The sequence below is a fragment of the Sporomusa intestinalis genome (assembly GCF_055383785.1).
The window spans coordinates 1,322,935-1,338,910 of the sequence record NZ_AP042390.1; the positions used below are offsets into that span (position 1 = coordinate 1,322,935).

Here is a 15,976-nt window from a genome sequence, read left to right on the forward strand (position 1 = left end):
GAGAATAATGCTGCAATAGTGCAGATGTTTTTTGAAGGGGGTCCCAATATGGACTTAAGATTAAAATTTAACGAGGTTCCTTCTGTATATGATAAATGGCGTCCCACATATGTTCCAGAGCTATATACTGATATAAATAATTATTCAGGTATAAATCCAGACAGTTACTTGCTTGAGGTAGGTATTGGAACAGGTCAAGCCACTCTGCCATTCTTGCATATGAATTGTCATATTACAGCGGTTGAATTGGGTGATGATTTAGCATCTTATACGAAAGAAAAATTCAACAAGTACAAAAATTTTGAAATCAAGAACATGGCTTTTGAAAACTTCGAATGCCCTGACAACTCGTTGGATATGATTTATTCTGCTTCCGCTTTTCATTGGATTCCGGAAGAAATAGGCTATCCCAAAGTTTATAGATTACTAAAAAGCGGTGGCACCTTTGCACGCTTTGCAAATCATCCCCATAAAGATAAGAGCAATGAACCGCTTCATATTGCGATACAGAAGGTATATGCAGTGTATATGCCTGATTCTGCTTTAGGTCAGGAATATAGTGAAGAAATGGCCTCAGGCAGAGCGGACGTCATTAGCGGATACGGTTTTATTGATATAAGTTACAAGCTGTATCACCGAATAAGAACGTTTGATGCAGAAAATTATGTAACACTTATTAGCACTTACAGCGATCATAGGGCATTAGGTGAGGAAAAGCTGACATTAATGCAAAACGAAATTAAAGATGTAATTAACAGTTTTGGCGGTAAAATAAATATTTATGACACCATAGATTTGCAACTTGCAAGAAAGCCTTAACCCTTCAGCTTCCGGGAAAAGGAGCATTGGGCTTTTCGCGATATTTTCAGCCACCCATGAAGTGTATTTTCATTGATCCCTAATTCGGCTGCCACCTTGGATACCGGCCCGCCGGTCGCTTCTACTCTTTTCACCGCAGCGCTATATACATCAGCATTCGGTGAGAGCGGGCTAGTGAATAAATTAGAATCATGCAATAGACGTATAGGCGCCAACCGCACGAAAGCGGTTCATGGGAAAAACCGAGCGCGATACCATGCTAAGAAAACTAAAAGTAAAGGATCATCGATTCACCCGATTGAGAGAGTGACTGACATAGAGAACTGCCTCCTCTGGAAAAATATGTTTAATTTAGTGAAGACTGCTATTGACAGGATATTCCAAGTATAATAGAATTTAAATTAGAGTTACGGGCAACTGACTAGTTAATCATCTAGAGGCTGCATTCCAAGGTTTTGGAATGCAGCCTCTAAATTTCATCTGTTTCATACCTAAGGCAATTTCGCCAAATGTCAGGGCAAACTCATAAAAAATCACTACAATTTTTTTTATCTAGCTGGTTGATTGGTAAGCGAGGCTGAAGGCCAGAAACTACTCCGGTTGTGGAGTAGTGTTCCGGCCTTTTTCTTTTTGGTCAAAGTACCTGGAAAGAGGATTATTGACCTGAAGCAGTTTAAGACATGAAGAAAGGATATGATCGAAATGAACACGGATATTTTATGGAAGAGCCAATATTCACGGCGCAGATTTTTGAAGCTGGGCGCGGCTGCTTGCGGTTTTACTGCGGCAAGCGGGTTGTTTGAACTGGATAATTTTGTGTCCCTGGCAAGCGCGCAGGAACCGGTGGCCCGGGACAGGATTGTCCGCACATCGGGATCGCACAATTGCGGCGGCCGGTGCATACTGCAGGCCCATGTCCGGGACAACCGGGTTGTGCGGATCACAACAGAGGACGATATTCCTGATACCGATAAGACGCCGCAGCTGCGCGGTTGTTTGCGCTGCCGTTCCTACCGGGACCGCCTTTATCACCCCGAGCGTCTGAAATATCCGATGAAACGGGTGGGCAAGCGCGGCGAAGGCAAGTTTGAGCGGATCACATGGGATGAAGCGCTGGACACTATTGCCAGCCAGACCAAACGGATTATGGCCCAATACGGGCCGGATGCTGTCTATATGCAATATGCCCCCGGCAATGCCGGCAGAGTCTCCGAGCGGGTATGGATGAGCCGGCTGTTAGGTCTCTATGGCGGGTTTCTCTCCTATTATGGAAGCTACAGCACGGCGGCAACGCAGATGGCCACGCCGTACACCTTTGGCACGACAGCCACCGGCAGCAGCCGGGACAATTGGGCCCATTCGAAGCTGATTATTTTGCTGGGCTGGAATCCCGGCGAGACAATTCACGGCACGAATACCGCCTATTATCTGAAAAAAGCTAAACAAGCCGGCGCCAGGATTGTCAGTATTGACCCGATCTATTCGAATACCTCGGTCGCGCTGGCCGATCAGTGGATTCCCATCCGGCCGACGACCGACAGTGCGCTCTTAGATGCTATGGCATATGTTATCATCACAGAGAACCTGCAGGACCAGGCTTTTTTGGACAAATATTGTGTAGGCTTTGATGAAGCGCATCTGCCTCCCGGCATTCCGGCCGGCCAGTCGTTTACAAGCTATATATTGGGTGATAGTGAGGATAAAACGCCGAAAACCCCGGCCTGGGCCGCGGCTGTTACCGGGATACCGCGTGAAACTATTGTGAAATTAGCGCGGGAATATGCGACATTGCGTCCCGGGGCGTTGATTCAGGGCTATGGGCCGCAGCGTCATGCCTACGGGGAACAGGTGGTGCGCAGCGGCACGGTGCTGGCCGCCCTAACCGGCAATATCGGCGTGAAAGGCGGCTGGGCATCGGGAACCGGCTATCAGGCGCGTTCCCATTTTGTTGCCGCGATTCCTGTCCCTAATCCCAGCAAGGCAAAAATTTCGGTATTTTGCTGGCCGGACGCCATCAAGCGGGGGGCAGGCATGGGGCCGGAGGCAAGCGTAAAAGGTGTAGAGCAGCTGTCCGCCAATCTCAAGCTGATGTTTAACCTGGGCGGGAATTGTCTGGTAAACCAGCATGCGGACAACAATGGAACGGCCCGGTTATTGCAGGATGAAAATCTGCTGGAGTTTCTTGTCGTCAGCGAGCAGTTCCTCACCGCCAGTGCCAAATTCGCGGATATTCTTCTGCCCGCAGACAATATGTATGAGCGGGATGATATCGTCACGCCCTGGGGCTATGGCGATTATGTCCTGTTTATGAATAAAGCGGTGGATACCGTATTCGAATGCCGCAACGGGTATGACTGGATCAGTGACCTGGCGGACCGGCTGGGTCTTAAAGACGAGTTCACTGAAGGCCGAACACTCGACCAGTGGCTGCGGTATCTTGTGGAGGAAACGGCCAAAAAAAATCCGGGCTTCTACTCGTATGAAGAGTTTAAAGAAAAAAGCGTGTACCGCTGGCAGTATTCGGAATCCTCCATCGCCTTTCAGAAACAAATCGAAGATCCCGGGAACAACCCTTTTCCCACACCGTCCGGCAAGATTGAAATATTTTCGCAGCGCTTGTGGGATATGAACCAACGGCAGGAGATTCCCGCTATCCCTAAATATGTAAAAGCCTGGGAGGGACCGGAAGATCCCCTGCGTGAAAAATATCCGCTGCAATGCATCGGGCATCACTACAAGCGGCGCGTACACTCTATTTTCGATAATACCGGCTGGATGGAAGAAGCCGGCGCGCAGGAAGTCTGGGTCAGCCCCGTGGACGCCGGACAGCGGAATTTGCAAAACGGTGAATTGGTCACGGTATATAATGACCGGGGTGTAATCTCCCTGCCGGTCAAAATTACGCCGCGGATTATGCCGGGAGTAGTCTCGGTGCCGCAGGGGGCCTGGTGGACCCCGGATGAACAGGGGGTTGACAGGCGCGGCTGCATAAACACGCTGACCAAATATCACCCAACCCCGTTGGCTTTCGGTAATGCCACCCATACCAATCTGGTGCAGATTAGCAAGGGATAAAGGAGGGAGAATACAGCCATGGCAAAGCAATTAGCCTTTTATGTGGAACAGAAGTACTGTGTTGGGTGCAAGACCTGTCAGGTGGCCTGCAAGGATAAACATGACCTGAAAGTGGGGCAATTATACCGGCGGGTGTTGGAGACGGCAGGCGGAGGCTTTCGGATAAAGGGGGCAACGGTTATCCCGGCTGTGTATGCTTTCTGGACATCAATCAGCTGCAACCACTGCCGGAAGCCGGTATGCCTTACCAATTGTCCGGTTGGCGCCATTCGGAAACAGGCAGAAGACGGAATTGTTTATATTGATCAGGAAAAGTGTGTGGGTTGCCGCAAGTGCGAAAAAAGCTGCCCGTATGGTGCGCCGCAGTATGACCGGGAAACCAGAAAGACGGGGAAATGCGACTTTTGCCGGGATGAGCTGGCAGCGGGCAGGCCGCCGGTTTGCGTAGCCTCCTGCCCGCTGCGCGCGCTTGATTTCGGCCCGCTGGATGGGCTGCAGCGCAAATATGGCAAGGCCAATGAGACAAAGGGACTGCCTGCTGCCGGGCAGACTCAGCCTGCCCTGGTCATTGAGCCGCATCGCGACGCCCTGTAGACGACGGTAAGTAGCCGGGGCAGATCAAGCGGTGGTCTAGCCATTACACGGTTAAGCGGTGCGCAATATTTTCAATATCGGCCGTATCGGCTTTTAGCCACTGCGCTGTTAGCAGGGCCAATCCGCGGAAAAATTCTGATTCAGCTGCTTTTCCTATATCGTCGCATAAAGCGGGAACCCATTCCAGTAAATGTTCGGACAGAAAGCGTGCTTGCCCGGACAGATAAAGCTTTATTTGTTCCGGACTGATAGCAGGTCTTGCCGCTTGTTTGCACAGCCAAGCCATAAATTCCAGTTCTAAGCTAAGATGGTCGTCAGGTTCACTGCGCCCTTTTTTGGTTTCCAGGCCAAAGCTGCGGTAGAATTCACGCACAGCCAGCGTCGGCTCGCCGAATAGCAGCCGTTCCCTGGAACGGTACACCGATTCCCACGGGGGCGCTGCCAAATGTCCGGGGCCGGCAAACAGGCGGTTAAAATCAGATTGCAGCTTTTCCTGATAGTTAGCGGGATTGTCAAGACCAAGGTCCAATTCGCCCTGCAGGCGTTGCGCGGCTGAGTATACTTCTCCTTGCCGATCCTCCATTGGCGCACAACCCTCAACCAGGCTAGTCAACAGGCCGTTTGCCGACAGGGTTGCCAGCAGCTCCATGGCGGGGCTGGCCTGGTACAGCCTGGCAAATAAACAATAAATAAATTCGCGCCCGTGCAGCCATGAGGCCAATTGTTCTTTATTCATCCATATCCTCCCCCGAAATTAATACATGACAGCAGGTCCGGTGTGAAATGCCCTGCCCTTAGGATGCGGTTTTTTTATAAGAAAAAGGCTAGGATTACCTCAGTGTAATCTTAGCCTTCATCCGGTTATTCTGACCAGCTAATTTAGAGACTGTGTTGCCAAAAGCCGGCGCTGTCGCGCTGCTTCGTCTTTATCGCATATAAAATTGTTTTAATCGTAACACGGCAGGCAAAATATTGTCAATTCCGCCAGCCTTCTTTGCCTTTGACAAAACTTATTGTTAATCATGGAGTGTACACTATGCTGCAGGCAAAGATTATTCTTGTATATCGAAAGAAACTATAACAGGCAATCCTATAAATCCGGATAATCTAAATGAGCAAATAGGTTTTGTTAGTTCTATTGAGGCCGGGGGCCTCGCATGGATAGCAGAGCAAAAATTAATGGCGCTATTAACGGTAATAATATTGGCGCAATTTCCTTACATGAATAATTAGCTAGGTGGAACAAAATATTCCCTGCTTGAGCAGCCACGCCATTTTTGTGCCCCAAGAACTGACTCAAGAGAACCGTCCCCTTGAGTCAGCTTGTTTGTTGTTAATGAAAAAATTGACAAATTTTATAGTATGTGCTATATTGAACACTACAGGTAAATATACTGTATATTTGCGCCAGCAATGGTTGATTAGTAAACTAAAGGCCAGAAATTTTCCTATTGGATAGTTTCTTGTCTTTTTTATTTGATAAGAAGGGATGTGGCAACAGACCTTTCAACCCCGGTAAATGCGGCGCCAAATACCAGATGAAATCGGTGGGGTCCCTGCTTCCAGGCTTGTATAAACTGCTAATATGTGCCGAGTACAAGGCGGTGGAGTCACAGGCTGTGGTTCCACCGCTTTTTTTAAAAAAAGTAAGAATAAGGCACTAAGCCGCAAATCAGAGACGCTATGTGCCTAATCATCAATGCCGCAAAAAGGAGATGTTTTTATGGGGAAGAGCCTTAATCTCAAAATCAAAATGCTGATCTTTATTTTATTACCTGTCATTGTTGCCTTTATTCTGTTCGGATATTTATCCTATGTTAACTCCACGCAGATAATTAGCGCCCAGACGCATGAACTGCTTGAGGAAAAAGTAAGCAGTACCACTAACGCAGTGCAGGTCTGGATGGAATCCAAAGAAGCCCTGGCCAACAACACGGCTCTTGTTTTTGCTGCCAGCCAGCCGGCTGATGCCGATATTGTCAGGATGCTGCAGAATTTGCGTTCAGCCAACACCGGGGTGGACGATATATATATTGCCTGGGAAGACGGCAGACTCTTGCTGGGAACAGAGCGGGTGCTGCCTGCCGGTTTCGACCCGCGCACCCGGCCGTGGTATAAAAAAGCCCTTGCTGCCAATGACCTTGAATATTCAGATGTGTATCAGGATGTCAGCACTAACCAATTACTGGTGACAGTGACGCGCAAAGTGGAACGGGATGGACAGGTAATCGGTGTTGTCGGCGTGGACCTTAACCTGGCCGATTTAAAGAAAATTGCAGCAACTGCTCAAATAGGGAACAACGGCTATGCCTTTATTCTTGATCCACAAGGCCATTATATTTATCATCCTGCCTATTCTGTCGATGAAACCATATTAACCATTGCCGACGGTCTGTATAAAGCGGCAGGCACAGCCTTTATCAGCGGCAATAACGCGATCCGGGAGGTTAACGATGGCGGGAGCGTGCAATTACTGGCGGCAAAACCGGTTGGCAATCGTTCCGGCTGGACTGTGGTGGTGACTGTTCCTGCAGCCGAAGCTTTTGCCAGATTGGTGTCCCATGGACAGCAGGCTGTACTGCTGGGGATAATGGCTGCCGTTATTATTGGCGGGCTCATTTTTGTTGTTGCCGTAAGAATTTCCCAGCCGCTGCGCAAGGTAGTGAGTGTAGTGGAAGCGGTAGCCAGGGGCGATCTGGCAATTCCCCCCATTATGGTTACCGCGAACGATGAAGTGGGAAAACTGGGGGCTGCCATGAATCAGATGGTTGGCAACTGGCGAAACCTGGTCAGGCAGGCTGCCGATACCTCAGGCCAGGTGGCCGCCGCTGCGGAAGAGCTGACGGCAAGTGCCGGCCAGACGGCTCTGGCGGCCAATCAGGTAGCCGGCGCCATTTCGGTAATCGCCGGTGGCGCTGAGGAGCAACAACTGGCAATCGGGTCTACTTCCCAGGTGGTGGAAACCATGTCGGCCCGGATCCAGCAATTCGCTGCCAGCACCATAGACATCGCCAGACAGTCAGGCCTGGCCTCTGACAAGGCAAGCCAAGGCAACCTTGCTGTGGATAAAGCGATTCAGCAGATGAACCACATTGAGCAGACTGTTACCGCATCGGCGGCAATCGTAGCTAAGCTGGGGGAGAGATCCCAAGAAATTGGCCAGATTGTCGACACGATTGCCGGTATTGCCGGACAAACCAACCTGCTGGCATTGAATGCTGCAATTGAGGCGGCCCGGGCCGGTGAACAGGGACGCGGGTTTGCTGTGGTCGCTGAGGAAGTACGAAGACTGGCCGAACAATCGGAGACAGCCGCCAAACAAATAGCAACTCTGATCAGGGAGATTCAGAGTGATACCTCACAGTCGGTAGCGGCCATGGCAGCGGGGACCAAAGAAGCTGCACTGGGGGCCGATGTCGTCAGAGACTCCGGTCAGGCCTTCCGGGAAATTTCTGATTTGATTGTGCAAGTGACGCAGCAGATTCAGGCCGCCTCAGCCATGCTTGAGCAACTGTCGGCCGGCAGTCAGCAAATTGTCAGTTCGGTGGAACAAATTAATGCTTTAAGCCACAAGACAGCTCAGGAGACCCAGACGGTTTCGGCGGCTACGCAAGAGCAATCGGCCTCAATGGAGGAGATTGCCGCCTCCAGTCAGAGCCTTGCCCAACAGGCCCATACTCTGCAAACGGAAATTAGTAAATTTCAACTATAATTCTTGACACCTAGTGCAAGACATGGTAATATATTTCCAAATTTAAATATCTCACAAACTTTCATGTATAGGTATCGCCAGCTTGCGCCAACTTAATAGGTCCTGAACAATATAGCTGATCAGTAAGTGCGCTGAAGGCTGGGCAGAGGAAATATCTGCACCAGCCTTCTTTTTATATTGACTCAAGGGTGACTCAAGGGGACGGTTCTCTTGCGTCAGTTTTTAGAAAAACTGATAGAAAGCCTAACAAAATTTAGTGCAAATTTAAAGCCAATTTTAACCATTTGCTATTATGAAAATGATATAATTAGGCATGAGGATAGAGGCAAGCCAGTTGCGTGTTCTGTCTTTACAGGCAAGCAAAGGTAAATGTAGAGGGTGAGGAATTGAGTCATACTACTTTGCATTTCAAAATGCTCACATTGGAGCACAATCCTGTGGGGGCCGCTGTTGCCATACACCCCACCTTGTTGTGGGATGATAACGGCGCCACTCTCGTTGATGTCGGTTATCCGGGGCAATTACCAGAACTGACTGCGGCAGTGGCAGAGGCCGGTGTTGCCTTTAAGCACATTAAACGCATCATTTTTACCCATCAGGACTGGGATCATGTCGGCAATATAACGGACGTACAGCGCGCTTTGGGCAACAAGGCGGAAATATACGCGCATGTCAATGAGCGCGATTATATCGAGGGCGCCATCCCTTATATCAAGCTGACCCCGGAACGGGTGCAGGCCAGGCTCCAGTCGCTGCCGGAAAATGTCCGTGAACAGGCCGCTGCTTTGTTTGCAACCATTCCTACCGTTCATGTACATAAGACGCTGGCGGATCGAGACGCACTGTCATTTCACGATAAGGTGCAAGTGATCCATACACCAGGTCATACGCCCGGCCATATTTGCCTGTATTTGCAACAGCACCGCCTGCTTATCGCCGGGGATCAATTGCGGATTCAAAACGGAATTCTGGTAGGGCCGGCCCCGGAACATACGGCTGATATGAGGACAGCGCTGCAAGCACTGCGCAATTTGCCGGCAGATGATATTGATTATGTCATCTGCTATCACGGCGGCTTATATGGGCCCCAGGCCTCGACCCGTATTGCCGAGCTTATTGCCGAATGCCAGCAAGCACGAAGTAGGGGAGAATAACTGCTTGGGTATTGGGCCTGCAAGCGTAATAACAGGCAGCGGCCAGGGATACAAAAGTGTAAATGGGGGAGGGTTATTGATGTTTAAGGATATTGTAAAAGCAAACCGCAGTTACCGGCGTTTTTTTGAGCAGGAGGCAGTTACGAGGGAAACCTTGCTTACGCTGGTGGATTATGCCAGGCTGGTTCCCTCCGGTGCCAATAAACAGGCGCTTAAATATTATATCGCTTATGAGCAACCGCTTAACGGGCAGATCTTTGCCACCCTGGGCTGGGCCGGCTATTTAAAAGAGTGGCCCGGTCCGGCTGAAGGAGAAAGGCCGGCTGCTTATATTGTCATCATTCAGGATAAAGGCTATAAAATGGGAACCGGCTTCGATGCCGGGATTGCTGCCCAGACCATTTTGCTCGGGGCAACAGAAATCGGACTGGGCGGGTGTATGCTTGGCAATATTCGGCACGCCCCATTGCAGGCGGCATTAAACCTGGCAGACAATTATGAAATATTGCTGGTGATTGCCCTGGGAAAACCGAAAGAAGAGGTCGTGATTGAGGAAATCGAGGCCGATGGCGATATCAAATACTGGCGGGATGAAAACCAGGTGCATCATGTGCCAAAACGAAAACTGAAAGATATACTTATATAGTGCCGGAGGCTGACTAGTCGCTAACTAGAGGCTGTATTCCATGAGCTTGGAGTGCAGTCTTTTTATTTTGGCTGCCCATAATTGGACAAAGGCCTTTTCAGACCAATTGCGAGTTTAACCCCTCGTAGCCAGATTTGCATTTACTTAGCATCGGGCTGAAGGGTTTTTAATACGTTTGGCAAAATAATACAATAAAGGAGTGTTCCTTATGGCCGTTCATTTGACACTGGATAATGAGAAGCTGGCAAGTACCTATGACGAGGTAAGCAATACCCAATTCAATAACGGTTCTATATTGCTCCAGAAACTGGCGGTAAAACCGGGCGATGCGGTCCTGGATATCGGCAGCGGCACCGGCCGGCTGGGCCGGCATGTAATTTCCCTCATTGGTCAGTCCGGCAGTTTTGTCGGTATCGACCCTTTGGGAGAGCGCATTAAGATTGCCAATGAAAAAAACGAATATGCTAACGCCCTATTCCGGATTGGCAATGCTGAAGATCTCAGTTCTATACCAGATAATAGCTTCGATGTAGTGTACCTGAATGCGGTATTTCATTGGGTGCTTAATAAGGCAGTCGCTTTGCGGGAGATATTCAGAGTTCTTAAACCGGGAGGTAAGGTCGGTATTACAACAGGTGCCAAGGAACTTAGCAGTTTTACAGGCGTAAGATTAATTACAGATAACGTCCTGAAACGGGAGCCGTACAATAAGCTGGTCCGGCTGGAGGATAGTACCCAGAATCAGCATGGTTTGACTACCACTGAGCTAATTCAATTGCTGGCAGGGGCCGGTTTGACGGTTAACAATGTCGAGATCAGGGAGATCAAGCGGAGTTATCCAAGCGCCAGGGCTGTTATCAGATTCAGTGAGGCCAGCTCCTTTGGCAATTTCCTGAACCATGTTCCCGAATCGTTACGGGATCAGGCCAAAGCGGATATTGAGAACGAGCTTGAAAAGCAGCGGGATAAAGAGGGCATAACATTTAGCGGCTACACGATATTTGCAGTGGCTGAGAAAAAGTAAAAAGTTTGTAAGAGCCTGCTTCTCTACTGCCAACGACGCAGTAAGAATAAAGTAATTGTAAATAGGGAGATGATGGATTTGTATTGGAAATCGGCAGGAGCTGTTCATACAGCGCAAACAGTGGAATTAGCAGTGCGCAAAGCGGAAGAGTATGGCATTACCTCCATAGTAGTGGCCTCCAACAGCGGCAAAACAGCCGAATTGTTTGCCGGCAAGGTTGAAAATGTGGTATGCGTTACCCATGCCAATGGTTATAAGGAACCGGGGGTTAATGAACTGACGCCGGAACAGCGCGGGATACTGGCAGAAAAAAATATAAAAATACTGACAACCACTCATGTGTTATCCGGGGCCGAGCGGGGAATCAGCCGAAAATTCGGCGGGATCTATCCTGTAGAGCTCATCGCGAATACGCTTAAAATTTTCGGCCAGGGAGTTAAGGTTACTGTCGAGATTGCCGTCATGGCCCTGGATGCCGGGCTAATCCCCTATGGGGAAGATATCATTGCCATTGGCGGCACAGGCAAGGGCGCTGATACCGCTGTGGTAATACGACCGGCTCATGGGGCCAATATTTTAGATACTTATATTGCTGAAATCATTTGCAAACCGTAAGGGGAACAACGGTTAAGCAGTGCCGTGTTTTATTATAATCAAATTTAATAAATCCCTGGAGGTTTAGCTGATCAGTAAGTGCGCTGAAGGCTGGGTAGAGTTAAAATCTGTCCCAGCCTTCTTTTGCTGTTTATATACAGGCATTACGTGTTTGATTTGACGACAATTTCTTTTTATGGAGGGTACAATGAGAAAAAGAATAGTTTTTTCATTATTATTGTTGTTTATTGCGATTACCTTTACCGGGTGTGGCAGCAGCAACCATAGCGGCGGTCATGCTGAACAGGCAGCCGCGGCAGCGGGCGATGGTAAGAAGCTTTTTCCCATTAGGGTGGCAGGCGACGGGACCGCGAACGGCGAAGTAGTAATCGGCAATGAAGTCGGAATTTTCCGGGAGGAAGGTATCGAGATTGTCTTTACCGGCGCGCTGAAAGGCGGCGCCACAGAGATGCAAACCATCGCCCAGGGGATTAACGACGCCTTTATCAATGCGCATCCATTTGTTGTAGCCCAGGCAATCATGGCCGGGGTTAAGGTAAAAGCCGTTGCCCCCGGTATGATTGACGACCCGGAATTCCCCCATGTCCGGTATCTGGTCAGGGAGGACAGTCCGATCAAGACCCTGGATGATATTGTCGGCAAAAAAGTATCCCAAAGCAGTGCTTCTTCCGTTTGTCAGGACGGCTATTTAAAGCTGTACCTGCAACAACATAATCTGCCGCTGCATGTGGAGTGGGTGAAGTTGCCTAATCCGGGCCAGCAGGAACAGGCTTTAAGACAGGGACTGGTGGACATGACGACCTCACATCCGCCCTTTTCCGGCATCACGGTAAAACAGCCGGGCATCCGCCAGGTGGCCACCAGTTACGATATTGTGAAAACTCCGGGTGCCGGCCTGTCGGTCCGCGGGTTTAGCGAAAAGTTTATTGCCGAGCATCCGGATATTGTCAGCGCCTTCTGCCGGGCATTGCAAAAATCGCACAAATGGATTAATGCCAACCAACAGGAAGCCACTGCCATTATGGCCAAAAAGCTGAAAGTTGACAATCAGGAGCATGTAAGTGTTTTCCGGTATGAGGAACGCGGCAGTATTGACCCTGCTTACATGGATTTGTGGATCAAAATGTCGGAGGATATCGGCCTCTGGCAGCCGGGAGCAATAAAAGCGACTGATATTTACACAAATGCGTTCGCGCCTAAGGATTGACCATTACTGGCTTGTATTGTGATACAGCCTGGATGTGTAATGGCATAATTGCCGGTTGACGGCAATTGGATAAGCAAGTTGTAAATTTAATGATAATGGAGCGTGAAACAATGAGCGATGTTCGGCAATGGAAAGTCGGAATATTACTTTTTGATGAAGTCGAAGTGCTTGATTTTGCAGGACCCTTTGAAGTATTTTCCGTGACTGCGTACTCTGAAACTGCTCGCAAACCTTTTATTGTCGAGACGATTTCTGAAACCGGAAATCTAATTGTTGCCCGCAATGGCTTAAAGGTTCAGCCTGATTACAGCTTTGAAAACGCGCCATATTTTGATATCCTGGTGATCCCGGGTGGTCCTGGCGCCCGCAATCAGCAAATCAATAACCAGGCAGTCCTAGAGTGGATTAAGGAACGGTCAGCAGCAGTCCATTTGCTGACTTCCGTCTGCACCGGGGCCCTTTTGTTGGCGAAAGCCGGTTTGCTGCAAGGCAAAAGGGCTACAACCCATTGGGCCAGTTATGACCGGTTAGAAAATGAATTCCCCGGGGTAATCGTTAAAAGAAACATAAAGTATGTTGATGAAGGGGACATCATTACATCAGGCGGTATTTCCGCAGGGATTAATATGGCGTTTCACATTGTCCGGCGGCTTTTAAGCCCGGAAATTGCGCAGATAACGGCAAGACGTATGGAATACGATATTGCTATTGATGATAATAGTCCTTGCCAATTAAATGGTGATAAGCAAGGGGAACGGTGATAAAATTCAATCAAAAACCCATTAAATGCTTGATCTGACGACAATTTTCTGTTGTTGTAAGCAGCTCCAGCAGCTTAAAGGCAACATCCAGGGCTGTTGCCGGTGAAGAAGAAGTTATGATATTACCATCAACGACTAGCGGCTGATTGACAACCTGAACACCAAAAGCAGCTAATTGCTGCTGGCGGCGGCCATTGTTTAAATGGTATGTTGTTCCCTGCCGCCCGCATAAAACCCCGCTTTTTCCCAGGGGTAAGGCCCCGACACAAATGGCGGCGATGATTTTTTCCGCCAGGTTAAATTTTTGAATAATAGACAAAAATTCGTCGCTGTACGCATCTTCATAAAAGCCGGCTGATTCAAATCCTCCCGGAATAGCCAATGCATCGAATTCATTTACATTGACTTCCGAGGTCAATAGTTCAGGCATAACAGTTAAACGTCCGGTACAAATCAGTTTCCTGCGCAGGCCGCAAGTTACCAGTTTGGTGGATCTGTCGCCTTCTACCATATTCCAATCCAATACATCGGTAAAAACACTCGCTTCGTAGGCTTCAAAACCGCCAGCTAATAATAATAGAATCTGTTTCATAGCCTTGCACCCCCCCATATTTTTACTATAATTTATATTATCACCAAACCATTATTTGGTAAATGATTTTGACGAATCGCAGGGCGGGTGGCAAGCTAACTGTGAATATTCGCCAGGACAGTATCTGTCAACCTTTACCTGCCGGAACTCAAAATATATTGAGGAGGTGAATTGGGGTTTGGAACGGAAATTGGAAAGAATGGACCGTTTTTTTGATACCAGAGCGGGGTCCTATGACCATCATATGCTTCAGGAACTTAAGCTTGAAGTCTTTTATGCTGAATTTCAACGTTGTATTAATGCCTGCGGTGATCCTGTTTCCTTTTTGGATTTAGGCTGTGGAACAGGCTTGGAAATTGAAAGGGTTTTTCGTGCCTGTCCCAATGCTAAGGTCACAGGCATTGATTTATCGCAAGGAATGCTTGACGTGCTACAGGAAAAATTAAAAGATTATTCCGATAGATTGCATCTGATTTGTTCTTCCTATTTTGATGTCGATTTTGGCCAAAACACTTTCGATTATGTAATTTCAACCTATTCGCTCCATCACTTTAGCCCAGAAGAGAAACATTCCCTGTATAAACGAATTGTTGCAGCTTTAAAGCCTGACGGCCAATATATCGAGGGTGATTATACGGTTCAAAATGTTGAGGAACAGGAGTTCTATAAACTGAAAAATGAACGCTTGCGAAATGAAGACAGAATAACTGCTGGTCTGTTTCACTATGACACGCCGCTAGCCGTAGATACACAAATGGGGTTATTCCGCCAAGCGGGATTTCAGTTTGTCGACGTCAAAAAGCAGTGGGCCAAAACAAGCCTGTTTATTTGCCGGAAGTAAATAACCGGCGGCATGACAAGTATATATTTGGTAAATAGCTTTGGCGGATAGCAAGGAGGGGAATTCATGCATAAAATCAGTATTTTTTCGTGGTTTGGCTTCCCAATTTCTATGGAAGAACGCTTTAAACTGATAAAGGCTGCCGGCTTTGACGGAGTATTTTTGTGGTGGGGCGACGAGTATGCTGATGTGGACGGAGATAAAGCTTTGGCAGCAGCTCAAATACTATGCCGGTGCTAGAAAAGATCCACATTCTGGGGGCTTCAGGCTCAGGCACCACTACCTTGGGGCAGGCTCTTGCCGTTCAGTTGGGATATTCGCATTTTGACACAGATCATTATTTTTGGCTTCCTAGCAAACCACCATTTCAAGTAAAGCGGGATTTGCAAGCCCGGCAGCAATTGTTAGCTAAAGATGTAGACCGTGCACCCCGGTGGATATTATCAGGTTCCCTGTGCGGCTGGGGTGATATATTCATTCCGGAATTTGAGATGGTGGTCTATTTGTGGATTCCGCAAGCTTTGCGTATGGAAAGGCTGCGTACACGCGAAATACAGCGGTATGGGGCGGCGGCAGTCAAACCGGACGGCGAGCGGCATTCGGCTTCCAATGCTTTCCTGGCATGGGCTGCCGGTTATGATGAGGGCGGCCTGAATATGCGCAGTAAAATGCTGCATGAACGATGGCTGGCGGCGCTGCCTTGCAAAGTATTGCGTCTGGAAGGTGATTTGTCTGTGGCAGAGCGGGCGGCGGCTGTAAAGGCGCACATTTACGGCTAGCCGCCTCCGTAATTTTTTCTGCCAGGAGCAATTTATCAGTCTGGTGCAGATGATTGGCTGTAGAACTGGTACAATAATAGTTGCGTGATCAACTAATTGACATTATATTACTCATATGATAACATTAAAAATATGAGTTTTACCAATTTGATTATCC

Annotated in this window: 15 protein-coding genes; 13 read left to right on the plus strand and 2 right to left on the minus strand. The window is 48.5% G+C overall.

The window, feature by feature from the left end; genetic code table 11:
* The first annotated feature begins 48 nt into the window (after positions 1–48).
* The 3 genes from ACZ481_RS06005 (at position 49) to ACZ481_RS06015 (ending at position 4,488) form a co-directional block, all read left to right on the plus strand.
* Positions 49–819 (plus strand): class I SAM-dependent methyltransferase, encoded by a 771-nt coding sequence (locus tag ACZ481_RS06005; protein ID WP_464769256.1) that lies wholly within the window; start codon positions 49–51, stop codon positions 817–819.
* A gap of 702 nt (positions 820–1,521) precedes the next feature.
* A complete protein-coding gene (locus ACZ481_RS06010) occupies positions 1,522–3,894 on the plus strand; it encodes a DMSO/selenate family reductase complex A subunit (RefSeq protein WP_464769257.1) in 2,373 nt (790 codons plus the stop codon).
* Between the two features lie 18 nt (positions 3,895–3,912).
* Positions 3,913–4,488 (plus strand): DMSO/selenate family reductase complex B subunit, encoded by a 576-nt coding sequence (locus ACZ481_RS06015; protein WP_464769258.1) that lies wholly within the window; start codon positions 3,913–3,915, stop codon positions 4,486–4,488.
* Between the two features lie 43 nt (positions 4,489–4,531).
* On the opposite strand, the gene ACZ481_RS06020 is transcribed toward ACZ481_RS06015, so the two are convergent.
* Positions 4,532–5,224, minus strand: a complete 693-nt coding sequence (locus ACZ481_RS06020; RefSeq protein ID WP_464769259.1) for a TorD/DmsD family molecular chaperone — start codon at positions 5,222–5,224, stop codon at positions 4,532–4,534.
* 987 nt (positions 5,225–6,211) lie between these two features.
* Between ACZ481_RS06020 and ACZ481_RS06025 the strand changes: the two genes are divergently transcribed.
* The 7 genes from ACZ481_RS06025 to ACZ481_RS06055 all read left to right on the plus strand — a co-directional run bounded on the left by ACZ481_RS06025 (position 6,212) and on the right by ACZ481_RS06055 (position 13,607).
* Positions 6,212–8,200 (plus strand): methyl-accepting chemotaxis protein, encoded by a 1,989-nt coding sequence (locus tag ACZ481_RS06025; RefSeq protein WP_464769260.1) that lies wholly within the window; start codon positions 6,212–6,214, stop codon positions 8,198–8,200.
* 413 nt (positions 8,201–8,613) lie between these two features.
* Positions 8,614–9,354, plus strand: coding sequence for an MBL fold metallo-hydrolase (locus tag ACZ481_RS06030; RefSeq protein ID WP_464769261.1), 741 nt, complete (start codon positions 8,614–8,616; stop codon positions 9,352–9,354).
* Between the two features lie 79 nt (positions 9,355–9,433).
* Positions 9,434–10,000, plus strand: a complete 567-nt coding sequence (locus ACZ481_RS06035; RefSeq protein WP_464769262.1) for a nitroreductase family protein — start codon at positions 9,434–9,436, stop codon at positions 9,998–10,000.
* A gap of 208 nt (positions 10,001–10,208) precedes the next feature.
* Positions 10,209–11,024, plus strand: coding sequence for a class I SAM-dependent methyltransferase (locus ACZ481_RS06040; RefSeq protein WP_464769263.1), 816 nt, complete (start codon positions 10,209–10,211; stop codon positions 11,022–11,024).
* A gap of 72 nt (positions 11,025–11,096) precedes the next feature.
* The gene (locus ACZ481_RS06045) at positions 11,097–11,639 is read left to right on the plus strand and encodes a pyruvate kinase alpha/beta domain-containing protein (RefSeq protein WP_464770584.1); all 543 of its coding nucleotides are present in this window, start codon (positions 11,097–11,099) and stop codon (positions 11,637–11,639) included.
* Between the two features lie 187 nt (positions 11,640–11,826).
* The gene (locus tag ACZ481_RS06050) at positions 11,827–12,846 is read left to right on the plus strand and encodes an ABC transporter substrate-binding protein (protein ID WP_464769264.1); all 1,020 of its coding nucleotides are present in this window, start codon (positions 11,827–11,829) and stop codon (positions 12,844–12,846) included.
* A gap of 95 nt (positions 12,847–12,941) precedes the next feature.
* Entirely contained in the window at positions 12,942–13,607 is a 666-nt protein-coding gene (locus tag ACZ481_RS06055; RefSeq protein WP_464769265.1) for a DJ-1/PfpI family protein, read from the plus strand.
* Positions 13,608–13,617: 10 nt separating this feature from the next.
* On the opposite strand, the gene ACZ481_RS06060 is transcribed toward ACZ481_RS06055, so the two are convergent.
* Positions 13,618–14,199 (minus strand): DJ-1/PfpI family protein, encoded by a 582-nt coding sequence (locus ACZ481_RS06060; RefSeq protein WP_464769266.1) that lies wholly within the window; start codon positions 14,197–14,199, stop codon positions 13,618–13,620.
* A 178-nt stretch (positions 14,200–14,377) separates the two neighbouring features.
* Between ACZ481_RS06060 and ACZ481_RS06065 the strand changes: the two genes are divergently transcribed.
* The 3 genes from ACZ481_RS06065 to ACZ481_RS06075 all read left to right on the plus strand — a co-directional run bounded on the left by ACZ481_RS06065 (position 14,378) and on the right by ACZ481_RS06075 (position 15,819).
* The gene (locus tag ACZ481_RS06065; protein WP_464769267.1) at positions 14,378–15,040 is read left to right on the plus strand and encodes a class I SAM-dependent methyltransferase; all 663 of its coding nucleotides are present in this window, start codon (positions 14,378–14,380) and stop codon (positions 15,038–15,040) included.
* Between the two features lie 66 nt (positions 15,041–15,106).
* Positions 15,107–15,280, plus strand: coding sequence for a hypothetical protein (locus ACZ481_RS06070; RefSeq protein ID WP_464769268.1), 174 nt, complete (start codon positions 15,107–15,109; stop codon positions 15,278–15,280).
* Positions 15,268–15,819: a P-loop NTPase family protein gene (locus ACZ481_RS06075; RefSeq protein ID WP_464769269.1), complete on the plus strand. Its 552-nt coding sequence runs from the start codon at positions 15,268–15,270 to the stop codon at positions 15,817–15,819. The genes ACZ481_RS06070 and ACZ481_RS06075 overlap by 13 nt, the downstream gene beginning before the upstream one ends.
* Positions 15,820–15,976: the final 157 nt, after the last annotated feature.

Bases quoted from the DNA above. Each gene is read 5' to 3' on its own strand.
- ACZ481_RS06005 (WP_464769256.1), top strand. From the start codon at position 49: ATGGACTTAAGATTAAAATTTAACGAGGTTCCTTCTGTATATGATAAA.
- ACZ481_RS06030 (WP_464769261.1), top strand. From the start codon at position 8,614: ATGCTCACATTGGAGCACAATCCTGTGGGGGCCGCTGTTGCCATACAC.
- ACZ481_RS06015 (WP_464769258.1), top strand. From the start codon at position 3,913: ATGGCAAAGCAATTAGCCTTTTATGTGGAACAGAAGTACTGTGTTGGG.
- ACZ481_RS06010 (WP_464769257.1), top strand. From the start codon at position 1,522: ATGAACACGGATATTTTATGGAAGAGCCAATATTCACGGCGCAGATTT.
- ACZ481_RS06050 (WP_464769264.1), top strand. From the start codon at position 11,827: ATGAGAAAAAGAATAGTTTTTTCATTATTATTGTTGTTTATTGCGATT.
- ACZ481_RS06070 (WP_464769268.1), top strand. From the start codon at position 15,107: ATGCATAAAATCAGTATTTTTTCGTGGTTTGGCTTCCCAATTTCTATG.
- ACZ481_RS06020 (WP_464769259.1), bottom strand. From the start codon at position 5,224: ATGAATAAAGAACAATTGGCCTCATGGCTGCACGGGCGCGAATTTATT.
- ACZ481_RS06045 (WP_464770584.1), top strand. From the start codon at position 11,097: ATGGATTTGTATTGGAAATCGGCAGGAGCTGTTCATACAGCGCAAACA.
- ACZ481_RS06040 (WP_464769263.1), top strand. From the start codon at position 10,209: ATGGCCGTTCATTTGACACTGGATAATGAGAAGCTGGCAAGTACCTAT.
- ACZ481_RS06060 (WP_464769266.1), bottom strand. From the start codon at position 14,199: ATGAAACAGATTCTATTATTATTAGCTGGCGGTTTTGAAGCCTACGAA.
- ACZ481_RS06035 (WP_464769262.1), top strand. From the start codon at position 9,434: ATGTTTAAGGATATTGTAAAAGCAAACCGCAGTTACCGGCGTTTTTTT.
- ACZ481_RS06075 (WP_464769269.1), top strand. From the start codon at position 15,268: ATGCCGGTGCTAGAAAAGATCCACATTCTGGGGGCTTCAGGCTCAGGC.
- ACZ481_RS06055 (WP_464769265.1), top strand. From the start codon at position 12,942: ATGGAGCGTGAAACAATGAGCGATGTTCGGCAATGGAAAGTCGGAATA.
- ACZ481_RS06025 (WP_464769260.1), top strand. From the start codon at position 6,212: ATGGGGAAGAGCCTTAATCTCAAAATCAAAATGCTGATCTTTATTTTA.